At 60.8% G+C, this 17,646-nt stretch carries 21 protein-coding genes; 15 read left to right on the top strand and 6 right to left on the bottom strand.

Annotation, left to right across the window (positions count from 1 at the left end; all coding sequences use genetic code 11):
• The first annotated feature begins 2 nt into the window (after nucleotides 1–2).
• The 5 genes from FHT71_RS24115 (at nucleotide 3) to FHT71_RS24135 (ending at nucleotide 4,146) form a co-directional block, all read left to right on the top strand.
• Entirely contained in the window at nucleotides 3–1,109 is a 1,107-nt protein-coding gene (locus FHT71_RS24115) for a carbon-phosphorus lyase complex subunit PhnI (protein WP_132589458.1), read from the top strand.
• Nucleotides 1,106–1,987 carry an alpha-D-ribose 1-methylphosphonate 5-phosphate C-P-lyase PhnJ gene (locus tag FHT71_RS24120; protein WP_132589460.1) on the top strand — a complete coding sequence of 294 codons (882 nt, stop codon included), beginning with the start codon at nucleotides 1,106–1,108 and terminating at the stop codon, nucleotides 1,985–1,987. The genes FHT71_RS24115 and FHT71_RS24120 overlap by 4 nt, the downstream gene beginning before the upstream one ends.
• Nucleotides 1,984–2,760, top strand: coding sequence for a phosphonate C-P lyase system protein PhnK (gene phnK / locus FHT71_RS24125; protein WP_132589461.1), 777 nt, complete (start codon nucleotides 1,984–1,986; stop codon nucleotides 2,758–2,760). The genes FHT71_RS24120 and phnK overlap by 4 nt, the downstream gene beginning before the upstream one ends.
• Nucleotides 2,761–2,824: 64 nt before the next feature.
• Complete coding sequence (gene phnL, locus FHT71_RS24130) at nucleotides 2,825–3,535, top strand: phosphonate C-P lyase system protein PhnL (protein WP_132589463.1); 711 nt, start codon at nucleotides 2,825–2,827, stop codon at nucleotides 3,533–3,535.
• A complete protein-coding gene (locus FHT71_RS24135; protein ID WP_007798538.1) occupies nucleotides 3,532–4,146 on the top strand; it encodes a DapH/DapD/GlmU-related protein in 615 nt (204 codons plus the stop codon). Before phnL ends, FHT71_RS24135 begins: the two co-directional genes overlap by 4 nt.
• An 88-nt stretch (nucleotides 4,147–4,234) precedes the next feature.
• Here FHT71_RS24135 and FHT71_RS24140 read toward each other — a convergent pair whose 3' ends face one another.
• Nucleotides 4,235–4,447 carry a hypothetical protein gene (locus FHT71_RS24140; RefSeq protein ID WP_132589465.1) on the bottom strand — a complete coding sequence of 71 codons (213 nt, stop codon included), beginning with the start codon at nucleotides 4,445–4,447 and terminating at the stop codon, nucleotides 4,235–4,237.
• Between the two features lie 276 nt (nucleotides 4,448–4,723).
• Here FHT71_RS24140 and phnC point away from each other — a divergent pair, with 276 nt between their 5' ends.
• From phnC to phnE (FHT71_RS24160), 4 genes are all read left to right on the top strand, one after another.
• Nucleotides 4,724–5,569 (top strand): phosphonate ABC transporter ATP-binding protein, encoded by an 846-nt coding sequence (gene phnC, locus FHT71_RS24145; RefSeq protein WP_183722367.1) that lies wholly within the window; start codon nucleotides 4,724–4,726, stop codon nucleotides 5,567–5,569.
• A 90-nt stretch (nucleotides 5,570–5,659) separates the two neighbouring features.
• Nucleotides 5,660–6,565 (top strand): phosphonate ABC transporter substrate-binding protein, encoded by a 906-nt coding sequence (gene phnD / locus FHT71_RS24150; protein ID WP_183722370.1) that lies wholly within the window; start codon nucleotides 5,660–5,662, stop codon nucleotides 6,563–6,565.
• Nucleotides 6,566–6,634: 69 nt separating this feature from the next.
• Complete coding sequence (gene phnE, locus FHT71_RS24155) at nucleotides 6,635–7,606, top strand: phosphonate ABC transporter, permease protein PhnE (RefSeq protein ID WP_132589469.1); 972 nt, start codon at nucleotides 6,635–6,637, stop codon at nucleotides 7,604–7,606.
• Nucleotides 7,607–7,614: 8 nt separating this feature from the next.
• Nucleotides 7,615–8,955 carry a phosphonate ABC transporter, permease protein PhnE gene (gene phnE, locus FHT71_RS24160; RefSeq protein WP_132589471.1) on the top strand — a complete coding sequence of 447 codons (1,341 nt, stop codon included), beginning with the start codon at nucleotides 7,615–7,617 and terminating at the stop codon, nucleotides 8,953–8,955.
• Nucleotides 8,956–9,072: 117 nt separating this feature from the next.
• Here the strand turns inward: phnE (FHT71_RS24160) and FHT71_RS24165 are convergent, their stop codons facing one another.
• The 3 genes from FHT71_RS24165 to FHT71_RS24175 are packed head-to-tail and all read right to left on the bottom strand — an operon-like array spanning nucleotide 9,073 to nucleotide 10,074.
• Complete coding sequence (locus tag FHT71_RS24165) at nucleotides 9,073–9,375, bottom strand: DNA-binding transcriptional regulator (protein ID WP_112507876.1); 303 nt, start codon at nucleotides 9,373–9,375, stop codon at nucleotides 9,073–9,075.
• Nucleotides 9,359–9,742: a type II toxin-antitoxin system RelE/ParE family toxin gene (locus FHT71_RS24170; RefSeq protein WP_281040952.1), complete on the bottom strand. Its 384-nt coding sequence runs from the start codon at nucleotides 9,740–9,742 to the stop codon at nucleotides 9,359–9,361. The genes FHT71_RS24165 and FHT71_RS24170 overlap by 17 nt, the downstream gene beginning before the upstream one ends.
• Nucleotides 9,743–9,756: 14 nt before the next feature.
• Nucleotides 9,757–10,074, bottom strand: a complete 318-nt coding sequence (locus FHT71_RS24175; protein WP_183722373.1) for a hypothetical protein — start codon at nucleotides 10,072–10,074, stop codon at nucleotides 9,757–9,759.
• 338 nt (nucleotides 10,075–10,412) lie between these two features.
• On the opposite strand from FHT71_RS24175, the gene FHT71_RS24180 reads away from it, so the two are divergent.
• Entirely contained in the window at nucleotides 10,413–10,745 is a 333-nt protein-coding gene (locus FHT71_RS24180) for a hypothetical protein (protein WP_246718087.1), read from the top strand.
• Nucleotides 10,651–11,085, top strand: coding sequence for a transposase (locus FHT71_RS24185; protein ID WP_183722402.1), 435 nt, complete (start codon nucleotides 10,651–10,653; stop codon nucleotides 11,083–11,085). Before FHT71_RS24180 ends, FHT71_RS24185 begins: the two co-directional genes overlap by 95 nt.
• On the opposite strand, the gene FHT71_RS24190 is transcribed toward FHT71_RS24185, so the two are convergent.
• Entirely contained in the window at nucleotides 11,086–11,535 is a 450-nt protein-coding gene (locus FHT71_RS24190; protein ID WP_132589479.1) for a hypothetical protein, read from the bottom strand.
• A 215-nt stretch (nucleotides 11,536–11,750) separates the two neighbouring features.
• Here FHT71_RS24190 and FHT71_RS24195 point away from each other — a divergent pair, with 215 nt between their 5' ends.
• From FHT71_RS24195 to FHT71_RS24210, 4 genes are read left to right on the top strand one after another with little or no spacing between them, the layout of a single operon-like run.
• The gene (locus FHT71_RS24195; protein WP_132589481.1) at nucleotides 11,751–12,446 is read left to right on the top strand and encodes a DUF1045 domain-containing protein; all 696 of its coding nucleotides are present in this window, start codon (nucleotides 11,751–11,753) and stop codon (nucleotides 12,444–12,446) included.
• Between the two features lie 13 nt (nucleotides 12,447–12,459).
• Nucleotides 12,460–13,599, top strand: coding sequence for an alpha-D-ribose 1-methylphosphonate 5-triphosphate diphosphatase (locus FHT71_RS24200; RefSeq protein WP_132589483.1), 1,140 nt, complete (start codon nucleotides 12,460–12,462; stop codon nucleotides 13,597–13,599).
• Complete coding sequence (gene phnN, locus FHT71_RS24205; RefSeq protein WP_132589485.1) at nucleotides 13,596–14,195, top strand: phosphonate metabolism protein/1,5-bisphosphokinase (PRPP-forming) PhnN; 600 nt, start codon at nucleotides 13,596–13,598, stop codon at nucleotides 14,193–14,195. Before FHT71_RS24200 ends, phnN begins: the two co-directional genes overlap by 4 nt.
• Nucleotides 14,196–14,217: 22 nt before the next feature.
• Complete coding sequence (locus tag FHT71_RS24210) at nucleotides 14,218–14,763, top strand: GrpB family protein (RefSeq protein ID WP_132589487.1); 546 nt, start codon at nucleotides 14,218–14,220, stop codon at nucleotides 14,761–14,763.
• A gap of 404 nt (nucleotides 14,764–15,167) precedes the next feature.
• On the opposite strand, the gene FHT71_RS24215 is transcribed toward FHT71_RS24210, so the two are convergent.
• Nucleotides 15,168–17,498 (bottom strand): DNA translocase FtsK, encoded by a 2,331-nt coding sequence (locus FHT71_RS24215; RefSeq protein ID WP_132594070.1) that lies wholly within the window; start codon nucleotides 17,496–17,498, stop codon nucleotides 15,168–15,170.
• Between the last annotated feature and the right edge of the window lie 148 nt (nucleotides 17,499–17,646).

The following is a 17,646-nucleotide window of genomic DNA, read 5'->3' on the forward strand; positions in this document are numbered from 1 at the left end:
TCATGTATGTTGCTGTCAAAGGGGGCGAGGCCGCCATTGCCAATGCCCATCGCCTGCTGGCGGATCGCCGTCGCGGCGACCGTTCGTTGCCGGCTATCGGTATCGATCAGATCGTCGCGCAGCTGGCGCTGGCCGTCGACCGCGTTATGGCCGAAGCCTCGCTCTACGATCGCACGCTCGCGGCTCTCGCCGTTCGCCAGTCGCGGGGTGATATGATCGAAGCGATCTTCCTTCTCCGCGCCTACCGCACGACGCTGCCGCGCTTCGGCTATAGCAAGCCGATCGACACCGCCCGCATGAAGATCGAGCGCCGTGTCTCCGCCACCTACAAGGATCTTCCGGGCGGCCAGCTGCTCGGCCCGACCTTCGACTATACGCATCGCCTTCTCGACCCATCGCTGTTGACCGACGAAGACGTCGGGGAGCCGACACTCCGCGATGCCGAAACCGGCCGTGTCGTGCGCGTTTCGGAAATCCTCGGTGAGGAAGGCCTGATCGAGGGCGACGGCGAGATGCCCGAGGATCACGAGATCGGCGACCTGACGCGCGAGCCGATGGAATTCCCAATGACCCGCGATCTGCGCCTGCAGGCGCTGGCTCGCGGCGATGAAGGCTTCCTCCTGGCGCTCGGCTATTCGACCCAGCGCGGCTACGGCCGCAACCATCCCTTCACCGGCGAAATCCGCATCGGTGAAGTCGAAGTGGAGTTCGATGTTCCTGAACTCGGCTTCGCGGTCTCGTTCGGCACGATCCAGGTTACGGAGTGCCAGATGGTCAACCAGTTCAAGGGTTCGTCCAAGGCACCGCCGCAGTTCACCCGCGGCTATGGCCTGGTGTTCGGCCAGAGCGAGCGTAAGGCAATGTCCATGTCGCTTGTTGATCGCGCACTACGCGCCGAAGAGCTCGGCGAGGACATCACCGCTCCGGCGCAGGACGAGGAATTCGTTATCTCGCATTCAGACAACGTTCAGTCGACTGGCTTCGTCGAGCATCTGAAGCTGCCGCACTATGTCGACTTCCAGGCGGAACTCGATCTGGTCCGCCGCATGCGCAGCGAATTCGAAGCCGGCCGCATCGGCGGCGACGGCACCATCAAGGAGGCCGAATGACCGATCTAGCTACCTACAACTTCGCCTATCTGGATGAACAGACGAAGCGCATGATCCGCCGCGCGATCCTGAAGGCGATCGCCATACCCGGCTATCAGGTGCCCTTTGCCTCGCGCGAAATGCCGATGCCCTACGGTTGGGGAACCGGCGGCGTGCAGGTGACGGCCTCGATCATAGGGCCGGACGACGTACTGAAGGTCATCGACCAGGGCGCCGACGACACCACCAATGCCGTCTCGATCCGCGCCTTCTTCCAGAAGGTCGCAAACGTCGCGGTGACGACCCACACGAAGGATGCGACGATCATTCAGACGCGCCATCGCATCCCGGAAGAAAAGCTCGGCCCCAATCAGGTGCTGGTCTACCAGGTGCCGATCCCCGAGCCGCTGCGCTTCCTCGAGCCGCGCGAGACCGAAACACGCAAGATGCACGCGCTTGAGGAATACGGCCTCATGCATGTGAAGCTTTACGAGGACATCGCGCACAACGGTCGCATTTCCAAAACCTACGCCTATCCGGTCAAGGTCGCCGGCCGCTACGTCATGGATCCGTCCCCGACGCCGAAGTTCGACAATCCGAAAATGCACATGTCGGACGCGCTGCAGCTTTTCGGGGCAGGGCGCGAGAAGCGCATCTACGCCGTCCCGCCCTACACCGAAGTCGTCAGCCTCGATTTCGAGGACTACCCCTTCGAGATCCAGCGCTTCGGCAAGCCTTGTGCACTCTGCGGCGCTGAAGAGGTTTATCTCGACGAAGTGATCCTCGACGACAAGGGCGGGCGCATGTTCGTCTGCTCCGACACCGACCATTGCGACGACCGGCGCGCCCACGGGCATGTCGGCGAGATGTTGGCACCCAATCAGGAGGCTGCCCAATGAGCGACACCCCGCTTCTCAAAGTCAATGACGTCTCGAAGTTCTACGGCAACCGCATCGGCTGCCGGAACGTCTCCTTCGAGCTCTGGCCCGGCGAAGTGCTCGCCATTGTCGGTGAATCTGGCTCGGGCAAGACCACGTTGCTCAACTGCATCTCGACCCGTCTGATGCCGACGACCGGCAGCGTCGAGTACCATATGCGTGACGGCGCCTATCGCGATCTCTACCGCATGAGCGAGGCCGAGCGCCGCTTCCTGATGCGCACCGACTGGGGTTTCGTGCATCAGAATCCGGCTGACGGCCTGCGCATGACGGTCTCTGCCGGTGCCAATGTCGGTGAGCGCCTGATGGCGATCGGCGACCGCCACTACGGCAACATTCGCTCCACGGCCGTCGACTGGCTGCAGCGCGTCGAGATCGACGAAGGCCGTATCGACGATCAGCCGCGTGCTTTTTCGGGCGGCATGCGCCAGCGTCTGCAGATCGCCCGCAATCTGGTCACCGGCCCGCGTCTGGTCTTCATGGATGAGCCGACGGGCGGCCTCGACGTGTCGGTGCAGGCCCGCCTACTCGATCTCGTCCGCGGACTCGTCAACGATCTCGGCCTTGCGGCGATCATCGTCACCCACGATCTCGCCGTCGCACGCCTGCTGTCGCACCGCATGGTGGTGATGAAGGATGGCCATGTCATCGAGCACGGGCTGACCGATCGCGTCCTGGACGATCCGCGCGAGCCGTACACACAGCTCCTTGTTTCCTCCATCCTGCAGGTCTGATCGCGAGAGCCGTTCGGACTCCGGCTACAGGGGTCCTTGGCATGCGAAACTAAGGAAAGAAATCATGGCAACGCCACTCGTTGTTTCTGAAGTCGCCAAGAGCTTTACCATGCACCTGCGCGACGGCATCAAGCTGCCGGTCGTTTCGGACGTGTCCTTCTCCGTTGCGTCAGGCGAATGCGTCGTCCTTGGCGGCCCGTCGGGCATCGGCAAGAGCTCGCTGCTCAAGATGATCTACGGCAACTATGTCGTCGACAGCGGCCAGATCCTCATCAAGCATCACGACAAGATCGTCGATCTGGCAACGGCCGACCCGCGCACGATCATCGATGTGCGCCGCCACACGCTCGGCTATGTCAGCCAGTTCCTGCGCACCGTCCCGCGTGTCGCGGCAATCGACGTGGTCGCCGAGCCGCTGGTCGCCCGCGGCGAGAAGGCGGAAACGGCGCGGAAGAAGGCCGCAACCCTTCTCTCGAAGCTGAACTTGCCCGAAGCGCTCTGGCAGCTGCCGCCCGCCACCTTCTCCGGCGGCGAGCAGCAGCGCGTCAACATCGCCCGTGGCTTCATCACCGAGCATACGGTGCTGCTGCTCGACGAGCCGACGGCCTCCCTCGATGCCAAAAACCGCGCCGTGGTTGTCGGCATGATCGAGGAAAAGAAGAAGGCGGGTGTCGCGCTCCTCGGCATCTTCCACGATGAGGAAGTGCGCGAGGCCGTCGCCGACCGCATTCTCGACGTCCAGAAATTCTCGCCGCGAAAGACAATCGCCGCATGAGCCGCAAGATTGGCCTAGAGCCCTATTTTCATGAAACCGCTTCCGTGAAGAATGCCACCTTTGGCCGCTTCACGGAAGTCTCGGAGCGCTGCCGCATCGAAGAGGTCGAGTTCGGCGACTACTCCTATGTCATGCAGGATGGCGCGATCTGGTGCGCGACGATCGGCAAGTTCGTCAACATCGCCGCTTCGGTGCGCATCAATGCCACCAACCACCCGACCTGGCGCGCGACGCTGCATCACTTCACCTATCGCGCCGCCGACTATTGGTCGGATGCCGATATGGAGACCGATTTCTTCGAATGGCGCCGCTCCAACCGCGTCGTTATCGGCCATGACGTCTGGATCGGTCACGGCGCCACCATTCTACCCGGCGTCAAGGTCGGTAACGGCGCCGTCATCGGCGCCGGCGCGGTCGTCTCCAAGGATGTCGCCCCCTACACAATCGTCGGCGGCGTCCCCACCAAGCTGATCCGCGAACGCTTTCCCAAAGAGGTCGGCGAACGCATGGACAAGCTAGCCTGGTGGGATTGGGAGCATGACCGCCTGCGGATCGCCCTGCAGGACTTCCGGAACCTGAGCGCGGAAGATTTTCTCGCGCGCTACGAATAGTGACAAAAGCCCCTGAGTTTGCTCAGGGACCATTCCTCGACGTTTTGGTCAGCGAAGGCCGGTCTCCTACGGCAGGCCACGCCTTACCCTATGGATTTGGGTTCTTCGCCAATTGCCATTCGCCGGTCTCGTCCGGCTCTACACGCTTGTTGCCGCGGTAGAAGATCGGCAATCCGGTCTTTTTATCCATGGAGAAGCGGCTGGGCGTGAACTTTTCGTCCTCGTGTCCTCGGATGGCGAGGCCGAGTGCCTCCTTAAACTTCCCGGCGTTGCACAGGCTTTTGAAGAGAGTCTGATCCATCGCTTTACTCCAGCATCCTCGATGTCCCTTGAGTTGCCTGCCATCGACCGGTGATCGGGTCAACTGTCAACGACCGACTTCGTGTGCAATCGCCAGCCGGCTGCGATTGGCAGGACCTCTCTGCATGTTGTTTACGCGGCACACGACCTGGCCGGATTTCGGAGGGCCGCCAAAGCCTCGATTATGACAGTCCTTACACAAAACTGACATTGGAGCTTCATCAACCGGGACTAATGCACTCCCTCATATCGCGTTTGGACTATGAGGAAGAGCATGATGTTCGAGCTGAAGAATGTCACCCGCCGTTTCGGAAACAAGACCGCCGTCGATTCCGTGACGCTCGACATTCCTCAGGGCCAGATGGTCGGCATCATCGGCCGTTCCGGCGCCGGCAAGTCCACGCTTCTGCGCATGATCAACCGCCTGCAGGAACCGACGTCAGGCTCGATCCATTTTGCCGGCGTTGAGGTCTCGAGCCTCCGTGGTCAGGCCCTGCGCAACTGGCAGCGTGATTGCGCCATGATCTTCCAGCAGTTCAATCTCGTTTCGCGTCTCGACGTGTTGACCAACGTCATGCTCGGCCGTCTGAACCATCGCTCGACCGCAATGAGCCTGCTTGGCATCTTCACCCGCGAAGAGCGCATTCATGCGATCGCAGCTCTTGAGCGCCTCGGTATCGAGCAGACGGCACTGCAAATGGCTGGCACCCTTTCCGGCGGCCAGCAGCAGCGCGTCGCGATTGCCCGTGCCCTGATGCAGAACCCGAAGATGGTGCTTGCCGACGAGCCGATCGCCTCGCTCGATCCGCTGAATGCCAAGATCGTCATGGACGCGCTACGCGACATCAACGAGCGCGAAGGCATCACCGTCGTCACCAACCTTCATACGCTGGATACCGCCCGCAACTACTGCGAACGTATCGTCGGCATGGCCGCTGGCCGCGTCGTATTCGACGGCAAGCCGTCCGAGCTGACGGCCGATGCCGTCAAGCAGATCTACGGCACCGACAAGGATGGTGCCGGCATCGACGAGACGATGACCTCGACGTCGATCAACATTCCCGCGGCTGCAGCCGCCCAACAATCCGCCGGTTTGCAATCGCTGGCGCTGGCCGGTCTCTGAGAGGGGCGGCCTCGATCGTAAGCCCGCGTTATGGGCACATTTCTTCTTAACCAGAGATCGCCGGGGACGCCGGTCAATCAGGAGAGTACCATGTTGAAGAAAGCACTCTTTGCCGCGACGGCGCTGTTTGCGCTTGCCGGCATCTCGCATGCTGCAGACCTCAAGGAATTCCGCGTGGGCATTCTCGGTGGCGAGAACGAAACCGACCGCCTGCGCAACTACGCTTGCCTGGCCGATCACCTGAAGACCGAGTTCGGCTTCGAGAAGGTTTCGCTCTTCCCGGCTGCTGATTATGACGGCGTTATCCAGGGTCTGCTCGGCGGCACGCTCGACTTTGCAGAACTCGGCGCTTCGGGTTACGCTGCAATTGCCATCAAGAACGACAAGGCTGTTACCCCGATCCTCACGACGGTCCAGAAGGACGGCTCGACCGGCTACCACTCGATCGGCCTGGCTCTGAAGTCCGCGGGCATCAAGGACATCAAGGACGCCAAGGGCAAGAAGCTCGGCTACGCCGATCCGGACTCCACCTCGGGCTACCTCATTCCGCTGACACAGATCCCGAAGGACACTGGCATGCCGAATGACCAGTACTTCGCGTCCACGCAGTTCAACGGCGGTCACGAGAACAACCTTCTCGCTGCCTACGACGGCAAGGTCGACATCGCTGTTGACGACTCTTCCGGCATCGGCGATTTCAAGGACGGCTACACCTCCGGCACCTTCCGCAAGGCTGTCGACAAGGGCACGGTAGACCCGAACAAGCTCGTCGAAGTCTGGCGTTCGCCGCTGATCCCGAACGGTCCGCTCGTTGTTCGCAACGAACTCGGTGCTGACTGGCAGGCAAAGCTCACCGACTTCTTCATGAAGCTCCCGGCAAAGGATGCCAAGTGCTTTGCAGCCATCGAAGGCGGCGACTACCAGGGCTACACCAAGGTTGAGCCTGACTTCTACAACGCCATTATCGACGCTCGTAAGGCTGCCATCGGCGGTTGATCGATCCTGATAGCTGGAGGGCGGCCGTTGCAGGCCGCCCTTTTTCCTGCGAAGAAAGCGGACACCTTCATGACTCTTGCCGATCCCACCGCCCACGCGCCGGCCACGCCGCAAAGCGCCCGTGAAATCGGTGACGCCTGGAGCAAGATGGTGGCCCGCCGCCGCTTCTATACCGGCCTCGGCCTGGTGATCCTGTTTGCCGCCTTCGTTGCCTCGGTGCGTTTTGCCGATGAAAGTAATGCCGGCCATTTCTTCGAGCGCCTGCCGCATCTCTTCGATTTTTTGAGCTGGCTCATTCCAAAGGATTGGAATGACGTCTGGCGCGCCCTGTTCGACATCGCAAACCCGACCCAGAAGACCGGTGAGGAGTATAATTTCGCCGAGGGTCGCGTCTATGTCTGGGCCGGCTTCTATATCCCCGAATATTTCGAGCTGATGATCATCACGATCAACGTCGCGCTCGTTTCGACGATCATCGGCTTCATCTTCGCCGTGCCGCTGAGCTTTCTCGTGGCCCGCAATCTGGCGCCGTCCAATCCGCCGCGCATCGTCGCCAAGCGTCTGACCGAACTCCTCCGCGCCTTCCCCGAGATCGTCATCGCCGGCCTGTTTTCAGCCATCCTGTCGATCGGTCCAGTTGCCGCCATCATCGCCGTCAGCCTGCACACCATCGGTGCGCTCGGCAAACTCTTCTACGAAGTCGTCGAAAACATCGACATGAAGCCAGACGAGGGCATGAAGGCCGTGGGCGCCAGCTGGTCGGAGCGCGTGCGTTTCGCCGCCATGCCGCAGGTCATGCCGAACTTCGTCTCCTACGCACTGCTGCGCCTTGAGATCAACGTTCGTGCCTCCACCATCATCGGTGCGGTCGGCGGCGGCGGCATCGGCGAGGAGCTGAAGCTCTCCATCTCGCGCGGTTTCGGCGCCAAGACGATGGCGCTCGTTCTCCTGCTTTTCATCACCATCGTTGCGGTCGACCAGTTCTCCGCATGGCTGCGCCGCCGCCTCGTCGGCGAGCACGCCTTCCTTCTGCAGCATTGAGGTCCGCCATGACGGTGATCGACGCCAACCGGATGCACGAGATCGAGCAGCGCTACCCGGAATATTTCAAACGTTCCTTCCAGCAGCGCTTCGGCGGCCTGATGATCGTGATCGCGACGCTTGTCTATGCGCTTTACGCAACCTGGTTCTTCGACTTGCCGAAGCTGCTGGCCGATGCCCATTGGGAGCGCGTCGGCCTCTATCTCAGCCAGTGGGTAAGCTATGATGTACAGCCCGAATTGCGCGTCGGCGATGACGGCATCACGATCAAATATCCGCGCTTCTCGCCGCTTGGCGACAACCCGCATCCAGACTGGGTCATCAACAATCCGGATGGCAGCGTCACCGTGTCGGTCAGTGACAGGGGCCGCACGGTCACGGTCTCCAAGACGGAGACGGTCGTCACCGCCCGCGGCATCAGCGTCCCGGTGGAAGTCTCCAGCGGCGCGCCGAAGGTCATCGGCCCTGTGCCGAGCTGGATGACGGTCTATGACGACAACGTCCTGGCCGATCTCGGCTTTGCCGGTGACGTCAGTATCTCGGTCGATCGCGTGAAGGTCCGCAAGCGATTCCTCGGCTGGGCGAATTTCGTCTTCGACACCCAGTCCCCCTTCTTTGACAAGCCGGTGGGCGAGGTGCTGAGCCTGATCGTTTCGGGACCGGAACTGAAGCCCGGCCAGTCCAACCTGTCGCTTGCCTTCGACAATATCTGGCATAACAGCGCCTGGCAGCACGGCGACGTCTGGACCAAGCTGTTCCAGACCATCGTGATGGCCTTCCTGGGAACGCTGCTCGGCGCGTTGCTCGCTTTCCCGCTAGCGTTTCTGGCTGCGCGCAATATCACCCCGAACAAGGTACTGAACCAGGTCCTGAAGCGCTTCTTTGACTTCCTGCGGTCGGTCGACATGCTGATCTGGGCGCTCTTCCTGACCCGCGCCTTCGGCCCGGGTCCCCTGGCCGGCTCCGGCGCGATTTTCCTCACGGAAACCGGCACGCTCGGCAAGCTGTATTCCGAAGGCCTGGAGAACGTCGACAACAAGCCGCGCGAAGGCATCAAATCGACCGGTGCTTCCACCGTGCTCACGCATCGCTACGGCATCATCCCACAGATCGTTCCGGTTTTCGTCAGCCAGACGCTCTACCAGTGGGAATCGAACGTCCGTGGCGCCACCATCATCGGCGCGGTCGGCGCCGGCGGTATCGGCCTCAAGCTTTGGGAGGCGATGCGTACCAACGCCAACTGGGAAAATGTCGCCTATATGGTGCTGTTGATCCTCATCGTCGTTTTCCTGTTCGACATGGCCTCGAACGCGCTGCGCCATCGGTTGATGGGCACCAAGGCACACTGAAAAAAGCGCAATTATGTAGGAACAACCACCAAGCCAAATGCGGCATTGAGATCAGGTCGCTTGAAATGAAAATGCCCGCACAGGGCGGGCAAATCCTTCCTTACTGGAAGCAAGCTGCTATCGCAGCACTTCCAGCCCTTTTCGTTCAACAATATCAAGGATCTTGATGGCCGTGCTGCTGGGTTTCTTCGTTCCCTGCTCCCATGCGGCAACCGTGATCTTCTTAACGTTGATGAACTGAGCAAACACGGCCTGGCTGACCTTGTTTGAGTTCCGGATTTTCTTGATCTCCTCGGGCGTATAGTCACGAAGAGGAGGAAGGCAGAGAGCGTCGAACTCCCGCATCGTCACATCATCCACAAAGCCGGCTTCGTGCAGTCGCGCAGCAGACTTATGAACGTTCTTAAGAATTCTGCTCATGGCACTGAATCTCCAGTATCTGTTTCATTTCAATCATCTCAGCGAGCTTTTTGTCGTCAGCGAGCATGTAGACATCACATAGCTTTCGAAGGGCTTCCTTTTCCTTCTTCGTGATATTGTCAGTCTCGTTCTTGGCGAAGCCGTGGACGAAAATAAGCCTGTCGCCCTGACGATGGCCAACGATAGTCCGATAGCTTCCACGCTTGCCACGCCCTGGTGCTGCCACTCGCTTCTTGAGAAGAAAGCCGCCCAATCTGGCATCGACCAATCCAGCTTCGATCTCCTTCGCGGCATCACACAACATGGCATCCGTCACGTTGTACTCTCCGGCCCAGTCCTCGAACTCCAAATCCTTCAAAACTCTCACTGGCAATTTATATATTACTCCGTGATACAGATAGCAAGCGAGATTTTGAAAAATCTCGAACCCGGAACGGCATCGACAACCGCAACCTCTGGTTGATATTTGTCGCCAAACATAAATATTCCTTGAACATTTTCAATCCATGCCGACGGTTGAAGCATTACGGCCATTACAGCAGGGTCGTTCTCGCGCGCCCCCTCGCCGAAGCCGATCGACTCTGACAACGCGATATGGTACGAACGCGCCCTGTTCAGATTGATACGAATAGAGCTGCGACAACCCAGCGCCTGATCGGCGAACGTTCTCGTATTGTCCTTGATGAAGGCTCTGAACATGGAAGATCCCAACAATATCAACGTGCCTGCCGTATCCGGAATTTCCTTCAGCTCCGATGACCTGGAGGTCCTCCGGAGGGTAGAAATATTGGGGCAACCAGCACTTCCTCCTTTCGCCACACTGCCGGACCTTCACGCTTAAGACCCTCCGCAACGTCACCGAGGAAGACGCCTTCAAGACGTTCTGCCTGATCCGCTGGCCGGAGACTGGTGGCCGTCCGATCTGCATCAACTGCGGACACGAGCGCTGCTATCCGATCCGTCGCCAGTGCTTCAAATGCCAGAAGTGCCGCCGCGAATTTTCGGTCACCTCGAAGACAGTCTTCGCCTTCCGGAAGATGTCCTTTCGCGACATTCTGACGGGACTGTGGCTGTCCGTGAACAGCGTGAAGGGCAAGAGCGCCCTCCAGCTCTCCCGCGAACTCGGTTGCCAGTACAAGACCGCCTGGGTGTTCCTGATGAAGATGCGCGAGGCGATCGCCACCAGGCGCGAAGACATCGTTCTCGAAGGCGAGATCCACATCGACGGAAAGCGAGAAGACGCTCTTCGGGTGAGAACGCACCCTCACTCGCGTCATTCGAACCGAGGACAGCAACGAGGCGTGGGAGTTCGCGAGGAAGCACGTCCGCAAGGGGTCGACGATCCATGCCGACGAGCACTTCAGCTATGACGACCTCCAGGGGCTGCAGGAACTCAAGCGCGTAAACCACAGCAGGGAATACGAGACCAAGGACGGCGTGAACACCAATCACGTCGAAAGCTTCTTCTCCCGCATCCAGCGGGCCTATGTCGGCATCCACCACCGCTTCTCGGTGAAGTATTTCGACTGGTATGCGGCGGAAATCGCCTGGCGCGAGGACAATCGCCGGGTCGATAACGGCACGCAGATGTGGAGCATGGGGCATTTCGCATTGTCGAGGAAGACATCGCGCAATCTGTGTGGCTACTGGGAGGGCAACAAACCGCCCGATCTCGTCTGGGAGCACGGTGTCAGTCCGGACAGGGCATGATCAGGCGGCGCACTCCCAAAGGCGACGCTGGCCGTCGGCGACGCCCGCATACCGCGCCCGGCCGTCCTTGACGAGCTTGTCGAGGTCTCGCGACAGGACGTTGCCAATCTGGCCGAGCCGCGGATCATCTTCGGTCAGGCCGATCTGCAGCGCCACCTGCTTTGCGCAGTCTGCCATCGAAACCGGAGCCTCTGCATCCCTCAGGATGCGCAGAAGGGCTCCGCGCTTGTCGAGATCCTTGAGCAATGGTGTCACTGCGCTTGCAGGCACCTTCGCAGGCTTTCTCGAACGGATGCGAGCAGCGCCGTCGGGACGATAGCGCTCGTCGTAAACCTTCAGCACGGTGTCGAACGCGGCTCGCTGCTCAAGGACCGCGATCTCGCCGCGAAGGGTATCGATCTTGGCCTCCAGCTCTTCCCGCTTCGTCTTCAGCTCCTCTACCACCTGCATCCGTAACACCCTCTAAAAGCTACGCTTTCAGACTATCTGGTCATGGAATGAGAGTCTGGTGGCAAGTCCTACATAATTGCGCAAAAAAGCGCAGGATCGTTCGGGATCATCATCATTCTGTCACGGAAATCTTTTAGCCGGAAGCCAGCTTGCGGCGGCGATCAAATCACTGAAGACTGCAATCCGCATTCCGAACGATTCCCAGGATACGAGCCTTGCGCTACGCACTCTATTTTACGCCGCCGAAGGATGACCCTTTGAACGGCACGGCCGCGCTCTGGCTCGGCCGCGATGCCTTCACCGGCGAAACCTATCTGGCTCCCGATCATCCGAACCTGCCGGCCGCCGAGCAGTTTGAGCTGACCGCCGAGCCTCGCCGCTATGCCTTCCACGCGACGATCAAGGCACCGTTCCATCTGGCCGCCTCCGTCACTGAGAAGGACCTCCTCCAGGTTGTCGAGGATTTCGCCGCCCGTACGCCCGCCTTCGAGATTCCCGAGCTGGTGCTTGGACAACTGGGCAAATTCTTTGCGCTGGTACCCGCCTTTCTGCATCCGCCGCTTCAGGATTTCGCAGCCACGGTGGTAAAATCCTTCGAACCGTTTCGCGCCGCGTTGTCGGATGCCGATATCGCACGCCGTAATCCGGAGAAACTGAGCGAGAGCCAGAGGGCCAATCTGTTGCGCTGGGGTTATCCCTATGTGATGGATGACTTCGAGTTCCACATGACGCTGACCGGCCAGGTGCCGCAGGAGCGTGCTGGCATAATGAAGGCCATTCTGGCGGAGCGTTTCGCCGCTTTTACCGGCCGGCCGCTCCCAATTGGCGGCCTTGCCGTTTTCGTTGAGGAGGCGCGTGGTGCGCCGTTTACAGCCCATTCCTGGTGGCCGCTTGCCGGCGCGAAAAACTGAGAGACCATAGTCGATGACCACAGAAACCGTCTTCTCCAACGCCCGCATTGTCCTCGAGGATGAAATCATCGAAGGATCGGTCCTCGTCCGCGACGGCAAGATCGCCGATATCTCGACAGGCAGCTCCCATGTCGGCGAGGATTTCGAAGGCGACTATTTGATCCCGGGTCTCGTCGAACTCCACACCGACCATCTCGAAGGCCACTATTCGCCGCGCCCGGGCCTGCGCTGGCACAAGACGGCGGCGATCCAGGCGCATGACGCACAGATCGTCACATCAGGCATCACCACGGTCTTCGATTGCCTCCGTATGGGCGCCGACGAAGACGGCGGCTTCGAGCATGGCGAGATGCGCGAGATGGCCGACGCCATCCAGAAGGCCGAGCAGGAAGGCCGCCTGCGTGCCGAACACCTGCTACACCTGCGCTGCGAGGTCTCTGCTGACAACGTTCTGCAGCATTTCGCCGATTTCGAGAACGATCCCTATGTCCGTCTCGTCTCGCTGATGGATCACGCTCCCGGCCAGCGCCAGTTCCAGACGATGGATCAGTACATCTTCTATTACCAGAAGAAGCGCGGCCTGACCGATGCCGAGTTTGCCGAGTTCATCGATCGCCGCGTGTCGGAATCCGAGCGCAACTCGACGCCGCACCGCGTGGCCATTTCCAAGGTCTGCGCTGAGCGCGGCATTACCGTCGCCAGTCATGACGACGCAACGCTCGCCCATGTCGACGAAGCCATCGAAAATGGCGTTCGCCTGGCCGAATTCCCGACCAGCTTCGACGCAGCCAAGGCGTCGCACGAGCATGGCATGAGCGTGCTGATGGGCGCCCCGAACATCGTGCGCGGCAAGTCGCATTCCGGCAACATTGCTGCCCGCGATCTCGCCGAACGCGGCGTTCTCGATGTACTGTCCTCCGATTACGTCCCGCTCAGCCTCCTCTACGCTCCCTTCCTGATTGCCGACGAAGTCGAGAGTATCTCGCTGCCGAAAGCGATCGCCATGGTCACCGCGACGCCTGCCCGCACCGTCAGCCTCGATGACCGCGGTCGCATCGCTCCCGGCCTGCGCGCCGATCTCGTCCGCGTGTTCCGCGACCACGGCGTGCCGGTTAGCCGCTCTGTTTGGCGCGAAGGGCGCCGTGTCGCATGAACCCGTCGCACGAACCGCACATCGTTCCGGGCACCGAACGCGGCATCATGGTCGTGGTCGTCGGCCCGAGCGGCGCCGGCAAGGACACGCTGATGGCGCTGGCCGCCAAGCACTTCCAGGGCCGTCCTGAGGTGCATTTCGTCCGCCGCGTCATCACCCGCCACACCCATGCTGGCGGCGAGCAGCATCTCGCCGTGTCGGACCAGGGCTTTGCGTCGATGGAACAGGCCGGAAGCTTTGCCGTCTGGTGGGAAGCACACGGCCTGAAATATGGCATTCCAGCCGAGGTGTCGGTCTCGCTCGCACAAGGGAATCTGGTCATCGCCAATGGCTCCCGTTCGGCGCTTCACCATTTCAAGGCGGTCTTCCCGCGGCTCAAGGTCATCAATGTAACGGCGACTGCCGAGGTGCTGGCCAGCCGTCTGGAAGCGCGCGGCCGCGAGACGCACGAAGACATCATGGCGCGTCTTGCTCGCGGTTCACTCACCGTGCGCGGCGACTACGACGTGACCGACCTCGACAACAGCGGCTCGCTGGAAGAAGGCGAGCGCAGGATCGTGGATGCGCTGAACGGCTTCCTCACGGAAGTGGCCTAGGATCGGCTGACACGGAGGGGGCATGCGGCCGATCAGGGTTCTCGACTACGATCCGGCATGGCCCGCTCTCTTCGACGCCGCAAGGTGTGAGCTGCTGGCGCTGGCGGCGGATCGCATTCTTGCAATCGAGCATATCGGCAGCACGGCGGTCGCCGGACTAGCGGCTAAGCCCAAGATCGATCTTGATGCCGTGCTCGTGGACGAAGCTGCGTTGGCTGCCGTCGGCGCCTTGCTTCCCTCCGCCGGTTTTCAGGATCATGGCGATCCCTACGGCGAAGGCCGCTGGCCCTTCACGCGCGATCATGACGGCTATGGCTTGCGCCTCTATCTCTGCACACCTGAAAATCCGGCCCACCGCGACCGCATCCTGTTCCGCGACTATCTGCGCGCTCACCCGCAAAGAGCAAACGAGTATCAGGCGCTGAAGCGTCACCTTGCCGCCGAGGCCAACGGCGATTGGGATATCTACACCGGCGGCAAGAGCGATTTCGTCGCCGAGACGCTACGGCTCGCGGCCATTGAGGCTGAACGGTCTCCGCGCCGATCGTTTTCGTGCGCGGAGAAATAATTCCTGAGGACTTTCAACGAATTGAACGAGCCGTTCTTCTACGCCGATCCCGCATCAACGGCCCGCCGTATACGGATGGCGTCATTGGACAGGGAGCCTGGTCGCGAAGCGGATCTGACAAAACTGGTCGAAAGTCCGGCGTTCGGCAATGGTTGCAAAAGGTGGATCAGAGACCGTCAGGGTCTCCGCTCCTCCGGAACGGAAGGGTCAAGAGACGCTCCTGTTGGCCTGGAAGATCTCGAAACCCTTTGATGCGATCGGGCAGGCTGTGGCGCCTGACAATACACAAATACCAAGACCACCGCCCGCCCATTTCCCAGCTAGGCTATTCCGTCGCGAAGCCCCCTCCGCGTGGAGGGGCGTTGTCTACGGCAGCCGTCTACGGGTCGCCGCAGATATAGCGATCATTCGCTCTCGCCGCGTCCAGCCACGATCTCGCGCTTGCCGACATGGTTTGCCGGGCCGACGAGACCTTCCTTCTCCATGCGCTCGACGAGCGAAGCCGCACGGTTGTAGCCGATGCCGAGACGGCGCTGGATGTAGGAGGTCGAACACTTCTTGTCGCGCAGCACCACCTTGACGGCCTTGTCGTAGAGGTCGTTCCCGTCCTCGGCGGCCATGTCGCCCTTGTCGAAGACGGCGCTATCCTCTTCCTCGGCATCTTCCTCTTCGTCGGCCGTCACGGTGTCGAGATATTCCGGCCGCCCCTGCGTCTTCAGGTGCGCGACGACCTTCTCCACTTCGGCATCCGAAACGAACGGCCCGTGTACGCGCGAGATCCGCCCGCCGCCCTGCATGTGCAGCATGTCGCCCTGGCCGAGCAGTTGTTCGGCGCCTTGCTCTCCAAGGATGGTGCGGCTGTCGATCTTCGACGTCACTTGGAAGGAGATACGGGTCGGGAAGTTTGCCTTGATGGTCCCGGTGATGACGTCGACCGAAGGGCGCTGCGTCGCCATGATCAGGTGGATGCCAGCCGCACGCGCCATTTGCGCGAGGCGCTGGATCGCCCCTTCGATGTCCTTGCCGGCGACCATCATAAGGTCGGCCATCTCGTCGACGATGACGACGATGTATGGCATCGGCGTCAGGTCCATTTCCTGTTGTTCTTCGATCGGCGCGCCGGTGCTTCTGTCGAAGCCGGTCTGGACCATGACATGGATGATCTCGCCCTTGTCGCGCGCCTGCGCCACGCGGTTGTTGTAGCCGTCGATATTGCGCACGCCGAGGCGCGACATCTTGCGATAGCGATCCTCCATCTCGCGCACCGCCCACTTTAGAGCCATCACGGCCTTCTTGGGGTCGGTGACAACGGGCGTCAAAAGATGCGGAATGCCGTCATAGACGGAAAGTTCCAGCATCTTGGGATCAACCATGATCAGGCGGCACTGTTCCGGCGACATCCGGTAGAGCAGCGACAGGATCATCGTGTTGATGGCAACCGACTTGCCCGAACCGGTGGTGCCGGCGACGAGCAAATGTGGCATCTTCGCGAGCTCCGCGATGACCGGCTCGCCGCCGATCGTCTTGCCGAGGCCGAGCGCCAGCTTGTAGCCGCTCTTCTCGAAGTCTTGGCTTTCGATCATCTCGCGGAAGTAGACGGTTTCGCGCAGCGCGTTCGGCAGTTCGATGCCGATGACGTTGCGGCCGGGAACCACGGCAACACGCGCCGACAGCGCTGACATCGAGCGGGCGATATCGTCGGCCAGGCCGATGACGCGCGAGGACTTGACGCCCGGTGCCGGTTCGAACTCGTAAAGTGTGACGACGGGGCCGGGGCGGACATGGATGATCTCGCCCTTGATGCCAAAATCCTCGAGCACGCTTTCGAGGAGGCCGGCATTCTGCTCCAGCGTCTCCTGCGACATGATCTCGCCAACACGTTCCGGCGGCTCCTGCAGCAGCGAATGCGACGGGAATTCGTAGCCCGAGGCATCGACCCTCGAGGGCACGATCTTCGGCGCGGCAAAGCGCGGTGCCGGCGCGAGCGGTTGCGGTGCCTGCGTGCGGACCGGCAACGGGGCGATCGGCGGCGTTTTCGGCTGGACGACCGCTTCTTCCATACGACTCTGCTCGGCCTCTGCCGGGCTTTGAGTTGCGCGGGTGAGCGTCAAACCAGGAGCTGGTGCGACGGGAGGCGGAGCGACAGGCTCAGGCATGGGAGCAACGGCAATTGCCGGCTGTTGCCGAGCTGGCCGCCACTCCATGACACGGAACCGGCTGATGATCGATTCTGGGCTGACCTCGGCCTTTGGCAGGGAAACAACCGGGGGCAGCAGGATCGGTTCGGCGGCCGCTTCCTCGAAGGCCATGACTTCCCAGAACGCGAAGTCCGAGATGGACGCCAGTTCAGTGGATGCGCGGACAATGGTGTGGGTTTCAGGCTCGACCGAACTCACCGGCGATACGGCCGCGGTCGGCTGCACTTCGATCACAGGCGGGATCTCGGCTTCATAGCCCTCGAGCGGACCGTTGGCGACGACAGACGCCGGCGGCTCCACGCTCACGCCGATTTCTGCCGCAACGCGTTCCTGCAGCGCAAGAGGTGGCGCCGGCACGCGTTTCGGATTGATCAGATTCTCGGGCGTGCGGGTAAACCGCACATTCGGAGCCAGTGAAAAATTGCTCTGCCAGATCGGTGCCGTAGGCTTCTCGCCGGCGTGTTCCTGCAGCTGTTCACCTTCGACTTCCGCGGAAATCTCCTCGGCCCCTGTCAGATTGGTTCTAGGAAAGCGCATACGACCGCTACTCACTCATGATTAGCAACTAATACCCGCTCTCGAATTAGGAAATGAAGGTTAATAAGTTCCTTCCATCCACACCGTCACTCGACGAAAAATTTAAAGAAAAATATTTGATATCAACAATTTGAAAGGTGATGAAAAT

Source organism: Rhizobium sp. BK060 (genome assembly GCF_014193145.1).
Classification (GTDB): Bacteria; Pseudomonadota; Alphaproteobacteria; order Rhizobiales; family Rhizobiaceae; genus Rhizobium.

What these genes read in the sequence shown, in the direction of transcription:
- FHT71_RS24115 (WP_132589458.1), top strand. Translation starts at nt 3, where the DNA reads ATGTATGTTGCTGTCAAAGGGGGCGAGGCCGCCATTGCCAATGCCCAT.
- FHT71_RS24120 (WP_132589460.1), top strand. Translation starts at nt 1,106, where the DNA reads ATGACCGATCTAGCTACCTACAACTTCGCCTATCTGGATGAACAGACG.
- phnK (WP_132589461.1), top strand. Translation starts at nt 1,984, where the DNA reads ATGAGCGACACCCCGCTTCTCAAAGTCAATGACGTCTCGAAGTTCTAC.
- phnL (WP_132589463.1), top strand. Translation starts at nt 2,825, where the DNA reads ATGGCAACGCCACTCGTTGTTTCTGAAGTCGCCAAGAGCTTTACCATG.
- FHT71_RS24135 (WP_007798538.1), top strand. Translation starts at nt 3,532, where the DNA reads ATGAGCCGCAAGATTGGCCTAGAGCCCTATTTTCATGAAACCGCTTCC.
- FHT71_RS24140 (WP_132589465.1), bottom strand. Translation starts at nt 4,447, where the DNA reads ATGGATCAGACTCTCTTCAAAAGCCTGTGCAACGCCGGGAAGTTTAAG.
- phnC (WP_183722367.1), top strand. Translation starts at nt 4,724, where the DNA reads ATGTTCGAGCTGAAGAATGTCACCCGCCGTTTCGGAAACAAGACCGCC.
- phnD (WP_183722370.1), top strand. Translation starts at nt 5,660, where the DNA reads ATGTTGAAGAAAGCACTCTTTGCCGCGACGGCGCTGTTTGCGCTTGCC.
- phnE (WP_132589469.1), top strand. Translation starts at nt 6,635, where the DNA reads ATGACTCTTGCCGATCCCACCGCCCACGCGCCGGCCACGCCGCAAAGC.
- phnE (WP_132589471.1), top strand. Translation starts at nt 7,615, where the DNA reads ATGACGGTGATCGACGCCAACCGGATGCACGAGATCGAGCAGCGCTAC.
- FHT71_RS24165 (WP_112507876.1), bottom strand. Translation starts at nt 9,375, where the DNA reads ATGAGCAGAATTCTTAAGAACGTTCATAAGTCTGCTGCGCGACTGCAC.
- FHT71_RS24175 (WP_183722373.1), bottom strand. Translation starts at nt 10,074, where the DNA reads ATGTTCAGAGCCTTCATCAAGGACAATACGAGAACGTTCGCCGATCAG.
- FHT71_RS24180 (WP_246718087.1), top strand. Translation starts at nt 10,413, where the DNA reads ATGTCCTTTCGCGACATTCTGACGGGACTGTGGCTGTCCGTGAACAGC.
- FHT71_RS24190 (WP_132589479.1), bottom strand. Translation starts at nt 11,535, where the DNA reads ATGCAGGTGGTAGAGGAGCTGAAGACGAAGCGGGAAGAGCTGGAGGCC.
- FHT71_RS24200 (WP_132589483.1), top strand. Translation starts at nt 12,460, where the DNA reads ATGACCACAGAAACCGTCTTCTCCAACGCCCGCATTGTCCTCGAGGAT.
- phnN (WP_132589485.1), top strand. Translation starts at nt 13,596, where the DNA reads ATGAACCCGTCGCACGAACCGCACATCGTTCCGGGCACCGAACGCGGC.
- FHT71_RS24210 (WP_132589487.1), top strand. Translation starts at nt 14,218, where the DNA reads ATGCGGCCGATCAGGGTTCTCGACTACGATCCGGCATGGCCCGCTCTC.
- FHT71_RS24215 (WP_132594070.1), bottom strand. Translation starts at nt 17,498, where the DNA reads ATGCGCTTTCCTAGAACCAATCTGACAGGGGCCGAGGAGATTTCCGCG.